The following is a 13398-nucleotide window of genomic DNA, read 5'->3' on the forward strand; positions in this document are numbered from 1 at the left end:
TGGCCCAACACTATCGCTGCATGAGAGGGCGAATGCGTTTTTCCACCGCCTCTCGTGCACGGAAAATACGAGATCTCACCGTACCCACCGGACAATCCATGACTTCAGCAATCTCTTCATAACTTAAGCCTTCCAACTCGCGCAATGTGATCGCTGTTTTAAGATCATCCGGTAATCCTTCAATGGTACTAAAGACAACCCGCTTCAATTCTTCTGACAACATTTGGTTCTCAGGGTTCGATATTTCTTTTAGCGCATTACCATTTTCATAATATTCCGCCTCTTCAGCATCCACATCGGACGCAGGCGGGCGTCGCCCCTGAGCGACTAAGTAATTCTTCGCGGTGTTCACCGCAATACGATAGAGCCATGTATAAAAGGCACTTTCACCACGAAACGTCGGTAACGCACGATAGGCCTTAATGAATGCTTCTTGGGCAACATCTGGCACATCGCCAGAATTGCTGACATACCTTGCCACCAAGTTGCAGACTTTATTCTGGTACTTCACGACCAGTAAATTAAAGGCCTGCTTGTCGCCACGCTGTACCCGCTCAATGAGTACTTGGTCAGTTTGCTGCTCGCTCATCCGAGCGTGTACTCCTATGTCTATGACACCCGTATTTCTTATGCGTCCTGGCTAAAAAAAGATTGTGAGCCATCAACGAAACCGATCGCATCGCGAATTTGCGATCCAATCTGATCTGCCGTGCCCAACCAAAACAATATGATAAAAATATATGAGCGTGAGCACTATCTCTGACTCGGCAGAACCCACAAAGTTCCCGATAAAAAAATAACTTCTCAGAAATAGTGCGCGATTTTTCGGCGCCAATACCGCAGTATTAACATTCGCTTTGCTTTCCGCCACCGGCGTACTGAGCGCGGTCTGATACGAAAGAGAAACACCTTAGGCTGTGCTTCGTCGCGCATTATAGCGTTTCATGAGAGCAATTTGTGAACCCGCCGTCAAAAATGAACAAATGACAGGGAATTTGGTAACATAACGGCATGACCACAGGGATATGAGATCATGATGAACGAAAACCGAGAGCATCAATGTGATGTATTAGTCATCGGGAGTGGTGCCGCAGGATTGTCACTGGCATTACGCCTTGCCCCCAAGGGGAAAGTGATTGTTTTAAGTAAAGGCCCCCGCAGCGAAGGGGCGACCTATTATGCCCAAGGCGGTATTGCCGCGGTGTTTGACGAAGGCGACAGTGTCGATTCCCATGTGGAAGACACCCAAATCGCCGGCGCCCATTTATGCGATGAACAAGTGGTTCGCTTTATTGCCGAGAACGCCAAGCATTGTGTCCAATGGCTGATCGATGGTGGCGTCCCCTTTGACCGGGAAGAGTGTGACAGTGACGACTCCCCCCGCTACCACCTCACCCGCGAGGGCGGACACAGTCATCGCCGTATCCTCCACGCCGCCGATGCCACTGGCATGGCGGTACAAAATAGCCTGCAAGACAATGTCCATCAACACCCCAACATCAACGTCTTTGAACGTCACAACGCCCTCGATTTAATCACCAGCCAAAAGCTGGGCCTGACCGACCAACCCAACCGCATTCTCGGTGCCTATATATGGAATCGCAACCGCGAAGCGGTAGAAACCGTGCGCGCCAAGTTTGTTGTGCTAGCCACGGGTGGTGCGTCGAAAGTGTACCAGTACACCTCGAACCCAGATGTTTCTTCCGGGGATGGGATTGCCATGGCATGGCGTGCGGGATGCCGTGTCGCGAACCTCGAATTCAATCAGTTTCACCCTACCTGCTTATTTCACCCGGATGCCCGCAACTTCCTGCTGACCGAAGCCCTGCGTGGCGAAGGCGCCTACCTGCGCCGTCCGGATGGGTCACGCTTTATGACTGATTTCGATACGCGGGGCGAACTGGCACCGCGTGATGTCGTCGCCCGTGCCATCGACTATGAAATGAAGCGCCTCGGGGCGGACTGCATGTACTTGGATATCAGCCACAAGCCGGCCGATTTTGTCATGAAGCATTTCCCGATGATCCACGAAAAGCTGCTGACATACGGCATCGACATCACCAAAGAGTCGATCCCGATTGTGCCGGCCGCCCACTACACCTGTGGGGGCGTGATGGTGGATCAACAAGGCCGCACGGATCTGGATGGCTTGTATGCCATTGGGGAAGTCAGCTACACCGGTTTACACGGCGCGAACCGCATGGCTTCCAACTCGCTGTTAGAGTGCGTGGTGTACGCCTGGGCGGCGGCTGAAAGCATTGCCAAACACATGGACAGCGTCAGCCTGCCTGGCAGCTTGCCCAATTGGGATGAAAGTCAGGTCAGCTGCTCAGATGAAGAGGTAGTGATCCAGCACAACTGGCACGAGCTGCGTCTGTTTATGTGGGACTACGTGGGCATTGTCCGTTCCACCAAACGCTTAGAGCGGGCGATGCGGCGGATTCAGTTACTGCAAGATGAAATCCATGAATACTACAGCCACTTCCGCGTCTCGAATAACCTGCTGGAGTTGCGTAACTTATTGCAAGTGGCGGAGCTGATGGTACGTTGTGCACTGGAACGTAAAGAGAGCCTGGGCTTGCATTATACCTTGGACTATCCCGAGTCTTCGGCGGAACCTCGCCCGACCATCCTGACGCCGGATCAACCCTGCTAATCGTACTTCTATCTCGTGGCAGCGGTCTCGTGGCTAACGTCACGAGACCGCTTTCCTTCCTTCTCTACCATTCTCTTCTCCACGACTCACCCGGACGATAATCCGCAATCCCATTCGGGTAGCGCGCAAATAACATAACTTGATGATACGCCGATGCCGTACAACTGTCTGGAGTAACCGCGACCCACACGGTTCGGGGTTTGGCTGGACACGAAGACGACAACGGTGAGTAAGACGGCGACGGACTATGGCGTAACTGAAACACCACCAGCCACGGGGTGCGCAGAGTAAGGCGTTTGAGTGTCCACGACGTATTTTGCCACTGTATCTGACCGTCACAGCGGATCACTAATCGTCCTTGCTGGCGGACGTGGCGCCACGCCCATTGCTCGACTTCATGCCATAATCCCCACACGCCGAGGACAAGCAGTGATGGCGGCAAGGCATGCACAAACACAGTGAGAAGTAACAAAAACAACGCACTGGCATAACCCACCGCCAGTGCGTAAAAGAGGGGGCGAGAAGGGGTCAGCGCGATATCAGCGAAGTTTGCTGTTGTTGTGGGCAACAATTTTATCGACCATGGCCGCGTGAGCCAGGTTGTCGCTGCGACCGTGTTGCATCATCCACTTAAACAAGTCCGGATCATCACAGGTTAACAGTGAAATAAAGTCTTTCTGCTCTTCGACTGGCAATGCCTCAAAACACTCTTCAAAGAACGGCATGATAATCACATCCAATTCCAACATACCACGGCGGCATGCCCATTTAACCCGTGCTTTATCTTCTGCACTCAACATTGTTACAACCTCAATCATCTTGCTCAGGGCAACAGGGCTGACGTGACATGCCATGCCCATGCGGGTGCCCCATCATGGAATATGCCACTCATACTAGCAGCCCCCTTTGGGCGCGACTATGCGCCAGCGCAAGCAAACCCCCAAGTTGAGATCTGCGATCACTTTTGCCGCCTTGTCACGCGCCTGACAGTATCTGAGCGTTTACCTCAGGTATAGATGCTGACAAACGGAAAAAGTCGCTTTAACATAGTCCAATCAGGGACGTTACGTACCCGCGCCTTCGCGCCGGGTAAGGTAACCCTCCTCCCATTCACCCCTATTTGTCGTGGGGCACCTTGAGGGCTCGGCAACACGCCACCCGCTCACGATACGACGACGTTGGATATACTATGAGCACTTGGTCTGAAAACTTCACGTTCCCCCCTCTCGCCCTGACACAGGATGCCGACTTGCCGGCGCTGGCCTTGGTGGATTTAACGCACTGGGCGCTGATCACGCTGATCGGCAATGACAAAAAATCGTACCTGCAAGGTCAGGTGACCTGTGATGTCGTAAGCCTGGCGGCCGATCAATCCACGCTGGGCGGTCACTGCGACGCCAAAGGCAAACTACGTACTATCTTCCGCTTGTTCCATCACAATGACGGTTACGGCTTCTTCCAGCACCGCAGCCTGACAGAGACCCAACTGCCAGAATTGAAAAAGTACGCCATTTTCTCGCAAGTGGACATCAACACCAGCGATGACATCCTGCTCGGCTTGGTCGGTCGTGACGCCACAGCACACGTGGATACCCTGTTCGGTGGCGAAGGCGATGTGCGTGCCATCGACGGCGGCACAGCGGTGAAGATTGACGAACAACGCTGGCTGATCGCGGTGACCGCTGAACGCGCGAACGCCATTGCAGCGCAATTGGCTGACACCGCAACCTTGTGCGACGACACCCTGTGGGATCGTTGTGATGTCGCGGCAGCGCTGCCTCGCATTGAAGCGGCGACCGAGCTGGAATTTATTCCACAAGCCTTGAACCTACAGGCATTGGATGGGATCAGCTTTAAGAAAGGCTGCTACACTGGCCAAGAAACGGTCGCGCGAGCCAAATACCGTGGCATCAACAAACGTGCCATGTACTTAGTCAGCGGCCCAGCCACAGCATGCCCACAAGCGGGGGATGCCCTTGAGCGCAGTATTGGTGAAAACTGGCGTAAAGGCGGCACTATCATTGCCGGTTACCGCTTCAGTGATGACACGGCTATCGCCTTGGTCTGCCTGCCGAATGATTTGGATGCCGACACCCAATTCCGCCTTGCCGGTCACGACGCGCTTTGGCAGCAACAGGCTTTGCCGTACTCACTCGAAGAAGCGTAAGCCCGTATGCAAACATCCGTTACCCGTTATTTAGAGGAAGAAGGCGTGGAATACCGCCTGCTTCCTCACCGTCAACCGGCCAAAACGGTCGAGGAAGCCGCCCGTGAACGCGGGGTTGATCCACAACAGATGGTGAAATCGATTTTGCTGCGCGACATGAGTGGCTTTCATGTGCTGGCCTGTGTGCCAGGCCCGGCACAAGTGGATCCCACCAAGGTACGAAACATGTTTGGCTGTCGCCGTATGACCTGTGTCTCAGCCAGTGATGTCGAAAAAGTCACCGGGCTGATCATTGGCACCGTGGCGCCGATTGGCCTGAAACAGCCATTGCCGATCATTTTTGATCACAGCATTACGGCTCACTCGCACGTCAACATCAGCAGCGGTGATCGCATGGCTGGGATCGAGTTGGCCACCGACGATTTACTGGTGTTATGTGATCCAATGTTGGCAGACATCTGCCGCACGGCGTAACGAAGCAGGAGGCTTCATGAACACCATCAACTGGCGCGGCGTCGATCTGAATTTGCTGATCGCGTTTTCGGCCTTAATGGAAACCCGCAGTGTGACCAAAGCAGCCGCCAAACTGTCGATGGGGCAATCGGCCATGAGCCATAATTTGTCCCGCCTGCGTGCACTGATCGACGATCCGCTGTTTGAACGTCATGGCCATCAGATGATTGCCACGGATAAAGCCTTGGAGTTGGCGCCAGTGGTGGAGCACATTTTGCAGTTGGTCACGTCAGAGATCTTGCAACCGGGGGATTTTTCGCCTGCACATTATCAGGGGATCTTCCGCATTGGCCTGACCGACTACGCCGAATTGCTGTTCGCCCCCGCGCTGTTTGATGCGATCCGCGAGCAAGCCCCGCACAGCCAGTTAAGCTTCTGCAATGTCGATAGAAACAACTATCAGCATGCCGCGGAAGCGCAGCAAATCGATCTGATCATCGGCTCAATGAAAGATCTGCCTCGGGAGTTTGAGAGCCAGTATCTCTACACCGAAGATCACGTGTGCTTGTTTGACAGTCAGGCGACGGGCTTATCGACGCCTATCGATCTCACACGCTACATTCAAACGCCGCAAGCCTTGGTCACCCCTGACGGAAAGCTGGCCAGCAATGTCGATAACCAATTGCAACAGCAAGGTTTTCAGCGCCACATCGCCGTCGGTTCCAGCAGCTTTTTGACCATTCGCCACCTACTGACAGGCCGCAACTTGCTGTGTGTAGTCTCGACCTTGATGGCGCAATTGGATGTGTTCCAAGACACCCTGACCCAGTGCCGACCGCCTGTCGATATCCCGGATTTTGATATCAATATGCTGTGGTTACGCCGCAATGCTAACCACCCCCGTCAAGAATGGCTGCGCCAGTGCGTACATCAGACCATCACGGCGAGAGTGAATGAACTGCGGCAACTCAACTAAAATCCCTCCGTGTTGTTGCGCAAATCCGATGCGCGAGCCATAAAAAACGGTGTCACGTTCTACGCGACACCGTTTTTTTTTAGTATGCAGCCCGCGCTTACCGCGCATGAGTGATACCGTTATTTATCCGCAGAGGGCTCGCTCTGCCCAGGCTCTTGGATCTGATACAACTTATGCTCGTCACACGGCTCTTTGCAGTTGCATTCTTTATCCACGCCCACATTGGCTAAACCACCACAGCTGCCTTGAATCGAACGCTTCTTCAGTAAACCGATGGCCATGCCGCCGATCACCAATAAAAATACCACCACCGTTAACACGTAGGTCATAGTTTCAATCCTCCGATTTTCGTCAACCCTTTCAGCACAGAAGCACCCAGCGTACGGGTGCCGATCTTCGCCACAGGCGCTGGCGCGGCTTTTTTGGTACCGCACCCACAACCGCATCCACCTTTTTCACGCTTACACGGACGGCCTTGCTCGGCAGCGGTTAACGCTTCACGGGGAACGGTACCATTAAGCACGTCTGTCAACGCGCTGCGTGACGGCACGCGGAAAATAACAAAGCCAGCATTGAGCAACCTTGCCAGAGAACGTTGACCGACATTACCCAGAATGATGGTTGATACGCCCTGCTCCGCCAACTGGCGTTGGATCAGCTTTTTATGCTTACATCCCACCGCTTTACTGCCGCTGTTTTCAAGGTCAGCTAACCAGCGCCCTTGTTCATCATAGACTTTAAACGTCGCCGCTTTGCCGAAGTGGCCCGCCACTTCTTGTCTTGGTGTCACTGCAATTGCCAATGCCATTTCTTATTCCTTTTCACGATCACTTGTTAGCGGCGAGGCCAGCTCTAACGCCATTCCCCCCACCAGCGCTTTAGCCACTTTATGCCGCGCACTGGCTACAATATTACCCAACGTTTGACGAGAAACGCCGAGCGCCAAGGCCGCCGCTTGTTGATTGAGCCCATTCACGTCAACCAACTTCAGCGCCTCTAGCTCATCAGCCGCCAGCAGGATGGCCGTCAATTCTGACATCGGCACCCCATTGGGTTTAAAACACTGATAAGCTGGGCGGCAACTGATCCGGCGGGCTATTTTCGGTCTAGGCATCCTCTTTACTCTCGTCATCGCTATTATCACAACAGCGCCCTATTATTGGCATATGCCAATAACTCACTTTGATCTTGCGCAGTGATCATGCAAAAACACCCACACCAAAGCAAAATATCGCTTAACAACTTTGCAGCCAATCGGTGACACTCCCCTATCTGCGAGCCACCGTAATAAGCACGTACATCTTGACTTTGTTGCCTTTCGCCACCATTTCATCGCAGATCGATGAAAAATCTGTATTTTCACCGTTAAACCACGCACACCAAGCGCCAGAATAGCCTTCTCCGCCATACCGAGCGTGTTAAAACAAGGAGAATTCACTATCGAGGCGCTTACTGACAAAAGAAACACAATAATAAGATAGTTTTAACATTTTCATTATGCTGAAGGCATCACAGAAGCGGGCAAAAAGTTGATTTACACTTCTCACCGTCAAAAACAGAGGGAAAGGTTGACTAATTATGCGCATGTTCAAACGCTACGTGCCTAAAATGATCGCAAAGCACGTCAGTCGTTTATTCAGTGGTCGGATTTATATTGATGGCCGTGGAGGTTATGAATTTAACAATGGATTGTTAATGGTACCCATTAAGGCAGAGCACCGCCACTACCAAACCGTGAATGAAATCAACCAAGAAATCAGACGCATGAAAGACAGCGCCTACTAACCGTTTCATCGTGTTTGCCAGAAAAAAGCCCATCATTGGGCTTTTTTTGATCCATTAATCGTCATCATCAGCGATCACATCGAGATAACTGTCCGAATCCAGTAAATCCCCGTCTTCACCGTCATCGTCGACTTTGATTTGGAATAACCAGCCGTCACCATAGGGATCACTGTTCACCAATTCCGGCGCCCCTTCGAGATCCTCGTTCACGGCCACCACAAACCCTGTCAGTGGCGCATAAATGTCTGATGCGGCTTTCACCGATTCCGCCACCGCACAGTCTTCACCGGCTTCTGTGGCGCTGTCTATTTCAGGTAAGTCCACAAACACCATATCGCCCAATAAGGATTGGGCATGATCGGTAATGCCTATGGTGTACACACCCTCGCCTTCGGGGCGCACCCATTCGTGCGTGTGGGTATATTTCAATTCAGAAGGGATATAGCTCATCGTAAACGTCCTTATGAAAATAACCTGCTCGACACCGAAAAAAGCATCAGGCAGCACGGGTTTCGTCATCATGAAAGAGAGCGACATCGTGGGATACGCCGCCCCTCGTTTTTCCTGATATTTACTGTAGGAGAAAAATTCCCGCTCCGGATCGATTTTTTCAAACTTGCGATAAAGCACTATGTATTCATGTTATTAACCGCAGAAACCGGTATTCATCAGGCACAAAAAAACCGCCCAATAGGCGGTTTAAAATCAGCGACGCACATCACTCAGTAACGGGCTAAATCCGGCAACTCACCGCTCAGCCCCAATGCACGGCGCATAAACTCGTCTTTCAGTCCCGGCGCCTTATCGGCCAACAGCATGCCCAGATCGCGCACCAGCTTTTTTGCGGGATGCGCGCCGGCAAACAAGTCTTTGAACCCTTGCATCGCGGCAATCATTTTGGCCGCTTCCGCTTTACGCCAGCGTTCATATGGACGCAGATTCGCCAGCTTGCCGATGTCTTGATCCTGTTGCCACAAGCGTTTCAATTCTTGCGCCAAGGCCGCTGCATCGAGCAACCCCAAGTTGACGCCTTGGCCAGCCAAAGGATGAATAGTGTGTGCCGCATCGCCCACTAACGCCACGCGATCGCGAACGAAGCTGCGGGCATAACGCATCTTCAATGGCACCGCTCGGCGTTCCCCTTCCACCTGACACAAGCCTAGGTGATTATCGAACGCGCTCGTCAAGCGCTTGTTAAACTCACTGTTTGACATAGCACAGAGCGCGTCAGCCTCTAGCGGCGGCATTGACCACACAATGGAACACAGATCCGGCTCCGGCAATGGTAGGAACGCGAGCGGCCCTTGTGGACGGAAGATCTGACGCGCCGTGTCCTGATGCGGCTCAGCACAACGAATGTTCGCCACAATCGCACTGTGCCCGTAGTCCCAATGGGTCAACGGAATATCCAGCTTGTCACGCAGCCAAGAGTGCGCCCCATCGGCGCCCACCACCAGCTTGGCGGTCAGGTGTTTGCCGGATGCCAGCGTCAACCAGGCTTCGCTTTCACCGAACACGATATTCTCGCAACGCTCAGGAGCCAACAAGGTGACGTTATCCAGCTGAGAGACCTTGTCCCACAAAGCCAGTTGGATCACACGGTTTTCAACGATGTACCCCAAGTTCGGCTGGGCTAAACGCGCAGCATCAAAGGCGATTTTGGCAAAGCTGTCTTGTTCCCACACCTGCATTTTGTCATACGGGGCATTGCGGCGGGCTTCAATGCCTTGCCACGCGCCCACGCGGCGCAGAATACGCTCACTGGCACGGCTCAAGGCAGAGACTCGCAGATCCGGTAATTCTGCCAATGTTGGATCCGGTTGGTGACCTTCAATCACGGCAACCCGCAACTCGGTATCTGCCAACGCAGCCGCCAAGGCCAAGCCCACCATTCCACCGCCAATAATCGCGACATCAACACTTTGCATCATGGTTATCTTTCTACCTGTCCCATCGCTCGCCGTACCAGCGGAGCTTTCAATACATCAAAGGTGTTCATGGCCATCAGACCAAGATTACGCCCCGCCACCAGTGGCATGGCCTCATTGGCAAACACACTGACCAAACCGGCGGTCATGCCGACGGTGGCTTGGCGATCCGGTTCGCGGCGCTGACGATAGCGGCTAAGCACGGCGGTACAACCGGCATCCCCGTATTCCGCCACACCTTGTACAATTTCTTCAGCCAAACTCAGCACATCACGCAAGCCCAGATTAAAGCCTTGCCCGGCGATCGGATGCAACGTTTGTGCGGCATTCCCCACCACCGCCACGCGGTGAGAGGTCAAACGCAGGGCTTGGCGCAATAATAACGGATACGCACTGCGCGCGCCGGTTTTGACCAACCGCCCTAAGCGCCAACCAAAGATCTGCTGCAAGTGTGCTAAAAACTCATCATCGTTCCAGCCCATCACGGTATCACGCGCATCCGGACGGACACACCACACCAGTGAACTGCGCCCTTCCGACATCGGCAGCAAGGCCACCGGCCCCTGCGCCGTAAACCGTTCAAACGCCCGGCCACGGTGCGGCTCGGCGGTCGTCACATTCGCGATCACCGCCACTTGCTCAAAATCGTATTCACTGCGGCCAATACCGACCATGTTGCAACAGGCCGACACCGCGCCATCAGCAGTCACCAACAGCTTACCGTTGAGCGAGTCCCCCGAATCAAGGGTCAGGGTCACGTTGGTTTGTGTACGCGCAATGGCGCAAATAGTCGCAGGACAATACAGATCAACGGCAGGCGTGTCGGCCAACATTTGATGAAAAATGCGACCGGCATCCGCCAATTCAATCACATAACCCAGCGCATCGACCGCGAGAGCATGGGCGTCCATCGTCACACGACCGGCATGGCCGCGATCCGACACATGGATATGATCAATCGCTGTCGCCACGGCAGACAACGGCGCCCAGCACCCAATGTGATCCAAGCCGTGCGCGGATCCCAATGACAGGGCAATGCTGCGCGCATCATAGCCGGGATGGTAATCCTGCTGCGGCGCGACCGCTTCAACGACCGCAATGCGCAACTGCCCGCCGCTCAAACGGTCTAACGCAATTGCCAACGTGGCACCTGCCATCGCCCCACCGGCAATGACGACATCGTACTGCTTCACATTTCGCCTCTTCGTGATGACCGTGATGGATTAATGCAAGGTTGGTTGATCGTCAGACGGAACACCAAACGCGTCGTCTTCATCGACCTCTCCGCGCTGGCTCAAGCCGACCAAACACACCAACACGCACTCCGGCACGTACGCAACGACGTTATCAAACAACATCGCTTGCTCGTCCATTTCTTCATCTTCATCAATACCCAGTTGGGCGATTTCTTCCAACGCCGCCACCGCTTCTGTCACATCGTCAGAGAGGGTTTGCTTGTCCATGCCCATCAGGCCCAGACCCGAAATAAAATTGGTCACCCATTCACTCAGGGCTTCCGCGCGCACCATCAAGTCCGCGTCTTCCGCCGGTAGCAGAAGAGAGACATGGAAATCCACGTCGGCCAATTCTGCCGCCGTTGAGGTAAACAGGGTTTGTGTCACCTGTGTCAGCTCATCGGACACCGCAGTAAATACTGAACGCACCACACTTTTGGCGCCGTCTGTCATCACTTCGCCCTGATTGGCGTAATCGCAGATCGGGGTGAGCCATTGTTCGCCGTCGACGGCCAGTCCGCCACAGATCATGCCACTCAACAAACCGTGCAATTCTGACGGTGTCACAGCAAGGCCTTGCTCTTTCAAGCGTGGCTCAAGGATTTCGTAAGCTGGCAATTTCACTTCGCTCATGGCGTTCACCTTTTTCTCGTGGGTGTCTATAGGGGTATCTATGGTAGAGTATGCTACCACTTAACCGAAAGCAGCGTCACTTGGCAATTCCGGCCACAGGGCCACGTTTACCTCAATCTGGTTAATATCTGATTAGTCAGACACTATTGAGCATAAAGCGTGATATGCTTGCTTGCATGTTGGTAGGGCTTTTTCTATATTGAGCCACTAAACGCGTATCGCAAGCGGAATGCTATATTGAGCAATCTGACACGGAGCAGATTAAAAAGCTATGAGTAATCAGGCAGTAGAAATTCAGATTTTTGGCCGCACCCTTAAAGTGAATTGCCCAACCGGTCAGGAAGAGGCATTGCGTGCGGCTGCCGCTGATTKTGACCAGCGCCTGAACGATCTCTCTGAACGTACGAAGATCACTAACCCAGAACAACTTTTGATCTTCACCGGCCTCAATATCTGCAACGAGCTTCACAGCGAGCGCCAAGAACAACAACGTAGTGCTGAAAAAATGTCCACTAGAATCAACCAGATGGAAGATTTATTGGAGAAAGCATTGCAATATCAGCCTGAGCGTTGATAATGAATTGACCCTGGGGTGTTCGTCAGCGTATTAACGTCCCCGAGCCGATAAGCAAATACCCAGGATCAGCTTTGATTAGCTATTGAGCATGCTCGGCCCGTACCGAGAAGCCTACGGTTAATGTTGCTGGTCCACCTTGAACATCTGGTTCAAGGGCCACAATGCGCAACGGCACTCTGGGGCACCACCTCTTACGACGACGAATGGAATTCGTCAGCTGCGTCGACAAGACATTGTCACCAAACCGTCATTGGATGACCCATGAAACCTGCAACACCGTCTCACGCACAACCCTCTCAACACACTATCCGCCATACCCTACGTCAACAGATCCGCCAACAGCGTCGCGCACTCAGTGCGAATGAACAAACACAAGCCGCACACGATCTATTAACCCGATTTACCCGCTCCCCGACATTGGCTCAAGCACACCATATTGCGCTCTATCTGGCCTATGACGGCGAAATTGATACCCAACCCCTGATCCATTGGTTGTGGCAGCAAGGCCGTGATGTCTATTTGCCGGTCCTGCACCCGTTCAGCCCAGGGCACCTGTTGTTTTTGCACTACACCCCGACCACCCCCATGCACACCAACCGTTATGGCATTGCCGAGCCAAAACTCGATGTTCGGGCCGTGAAACCCGCCATGGCGCTGGATTTGATCTGCACCCCGCTGGTGGCCTTTGATCTACTCGGACAGCGCTTAGGCATGGGCGGCGGCTATTACGACCGCACCTTAATGCAATGGCACCAGCACCGTCAGGGGCCACGCCCTGTTGGCCTTGCCCACGACTGCCAACACGTTACTTCTCTGCCCGTTGAAGCGTGGGATGTGCCCCTGCCCGATATCCTCACTCCCTCTCGTCACTTTCATTGGTAACCCTGTTCTTTTTAGTGATAAGCCCCTGTTTTGCACCGCTTAACGCAATCGTTTGGTTTTTTATCACCACACTGCCAACATTAAGCCTATGTTATTAATAGAATTA

17 protein-coding genes and 1 other RNA gene are annotated in these 13398 nt (G+C 53.3%); 8 read left to right on the forward strand and 10 right to left on the reverse strand.

The window, feature by feature from the left end; translation table 11 throughout:
- Window positions 1–10: 10 nt before the first annotated feature.
- Window positions 11–589 carry an RNA polymerase sigma factor RpoE gene (rpoE, locus tag L4C36_RS13690; protein WP_428478356.1) on the reverse strand — a complete coding sequence of 193 codons (579 nt, stop codon included), beginning with the start codon at window positions 587–589 and terminating at the stop codon, window positions 11–13.
- Window positions 590–1036: 447 nt separating this feature from the next.
- Here rpoE and nadB point away from each other — a divergent pair, with 447 nt between their 5' ends.
- Entirely contained in the window at window positions 1037–2656 is a 1620-nt protein-coding gene (nadB, locus tag L4C36_RS13695; protein ID WP_428478390.1) for an L-aspartate oxidase, read from the forward strand.
- A gap of 64 nt (window positions 2657–2720) precedes the next feature.
- On the opposite strand, the gene L4C36_RS13700 is transcribed toward nadB, so the two are convergent.
- Entirely contained in the window at window positions 2721–3224 is a 504-nt protein-coding gene (locus tag L4C36_RS13700; RefSeq protein WP_428478357.1) for a protein YgfX, read from the reverse strand.
- A complete protein-coding gene (locus tag L4C36_RS13705) occupies window positions 3196–3456 on the reverse strand; it encodes an FAD assembly factor SdhE (RefSeq protein ID WP_428478391.1) in 261 nt (86 codons plus the stop codon). The genes L4C36_RS13700 and L4C36_RS13705 overlap by 29 nt, the downstream gene beginning before the upstream one ends.
- 389 nt (window positions 3457–3845) lie before the next feature.
- Between L4C36_RS13705 and ygfZ the strand changes: the two genes are divergently transcribed.
- The 3 genes from ygfZ to L4C36_RS13720 are packed head-to-tail and all read left to right on the forward strand — an operon-like array spanning window position 3846 to window position 6252.
- Window positions 3846–4823, forward strand: a complete 978-nt coding sequence (gene ygfZ, locus L4C36_RS13710) for a tRNA-modifying protein YgfZ (protein WP_428478358.1) — start codon at window positions 3846–3848, stop codon at window positions 4821–4823.
- Between the two features lie 6 nt (window positions 4824–4829).
- Complete coding sequence (locus tag L4C36_RS13715; RefSeq protein ID WP_428478359.1) at window positions 4830–5297, forward strand: aminoacyl-tRNA deacylase; 468 nt, start codon at window positions 4830–4832, stop codon at window positions 5295–5297.
- A 16-nt stretch (window positions 5298–5313) separates the two neighbouring features.
- The gene (locus tag L4C36_RS13720) at window positions 5314–6252 is read left to right on the forward strand and encodes a LysR substrate-binding domain-containing protein (RefSeq protein ID WP_428478360.1); all 939 of its coding nucleotides are present in this window, start codon (window positions 5314–5316) and stop codon (window positions 6250–6252) included.
- A 119-nt stretch (window positions 6253–6371) separates the two neighbouring features.
- Here the strand turns inward: L4C36_RS13720 and nqrM are convergent, their stop codons facing one another.
- Genes nqrM through L4C36_RS13735 form a run of 3 tightly spaced genes read right to left on the reverse strand, consistent with a single transcriptional unit; the run spans window position 6372 to window position 7366 of the window.
- Window positions 6372–6581, reverse strand: coding sequence for a (Na+)-NQR maturation NqrM (nqrM, locus tag L4C36_RS13725; RefSeq protein ID WP_428478361.1), 210 nt, complete (start codon window positions 6579–6581; stop codon window positions 6372–6374).
- Window positions 6578–7060, reverse strand: coding sequence for a NifB/NifX family molybdenum-iron cluster-binding protein (locus tag L4C36_RS13730; protein WP_428478362.1), 483 nt, complete (start codon window positions 7058–7060; stop codon window positions 6578–6580). Before L4C36_RS13730 ends, nqrM begins: the two co-directional genes overlap by 4 nt.
- Window positions 7061–7063: 3 nt before the next feature.
- Entirely contained in the window at window positions 7064–7366 is a 303-nt protein-coding gene (locus L4C36_RS13735; RefSeq protein ID WP_428478363.1) for a DUF134 domain-containing protein, read from the reverse strand.
- Between the two features lie 464 nt (window positions 7367–7830).
- Here L4C36_RS13735 and L4C36_RS13740 point away from each other — a divergent pair, with 464 nt between their 5' ends.
- Entirely contained in the window at window positions 7831–8037 is a 207-nt protein-coding gene (locus L4C36_RS13740; RefSeq protein ID WP_428478364.1) for a DUF1107 domain-containing protein, read from the forward strand.
- A 54-nt stretch (window positions 8038–8091) separates the two neighbouring features.
- Here L4C36_RS13740 and gcvH read toward each other — a convergent pair whose 3' ends face one another.
- The 4 genes from gcvH to L4C36_RS13760 all read right to left on the reverse strand — a co-directional run bounded on the left by gcvH (window position 8092) and on the right by L4C36_RS13760 (window position 11833).
- The gene (gene gcvH, locus L4C36_RS13745; RefSeq protein WP_428478392.1) at window positions 8092–8478 is read right to left on the reverse strand and encodes a glycine cleavage system protein GcvH; all 387 of its coding nucleotides are present in this window, start codon (window positions 8476–8478) and stop codon (window positions 8092–8094) included.
- Between the two features lie 281 nt (window positions 8479–8759).
- Entirely contained in the window at window positions 8760–9968 is a 1209-nt protein-coding gene (locus L4C36_RS13750) for an FAD-dependent 2-octaprenylphenol hydroxylase (RefSeq protein ID WP_428478365.1), read from the reverse strand.
- 2 nt (window positions 9969–9970) lie between these two features.
- Entirely contained in the window at window positions 9971–11158 is a 1188-nt protein-coding gene (gene ubiH / locus L4C36_RS13755; protein ID WP_428478366.1) for a 2-octaprenyl-6-methoxyphenyl hydroxylase, read from the reverse strand.
- Window positions 11159–11188: 30 nt separating this feature from the next.
- On the reverse strand, window positions 11189–11833 hold the full coding sequence (locus L4C36_RS13760; protein ID WP_428478367.1) for a UPF0149 family protein: 645 nt from the start codon (window positions 11831–11833) through the stop codon (window positions 11189–11191).
- 271 nt (window positions 11834–12104) lie between these two features.
- On the opposite strand from L4C36_RS13760, the gene zapA reads away from it, so the two are divergent.
- The 3 genes from zapA (at window position 12105) to L4C36_RS13775 (ending at window position 13292) form a co-directional block, all read left to right on the forward strand.
- The gene (gene zapA, locus L4C36_RS13765; RefSeq protein ID WP_428478368.1) at window positions 12105–12407 is read left to right on the forward strand and encodes a cell division protein ZapA; all 303 of its coding nucleotides are present in this window, start codon (window positions 12105–12107) and stop codon (window positions 12405–12407) included.
- A 7-nt stretch (window positions 12408–12414) separates the two neighbouring features.
- Window positions 12415–12597, forward strand: a non-coding RNA gene (gene ssrS / locus L4C36_RS13770) — 6S RNA.
- A gap of 74 nt (window positions 12598–12671) precedes the next feature.
- Window positions 12672–13292, forward strand: coding sequence for a 5-formyltetrahydrofolate cyclo-ligase (locus L4C36_RS13775; RefSeq protein WP_428478369.1), 621 nt, complete (start codon window positions 12672–12674; stop codon window positions 13290–13292).
- Window positions 13293–13398: the final 106 nt, after the last annotated feature.

This window comes from Photobacterium japonica, assembly GCF_050337005.1.
Lineage (GTDB): Bacteria > Pseudomonadota > Gammaproteobacteria > Enterobacterales > Vibrionaceae > Photobacterium > Photobacterium japonica.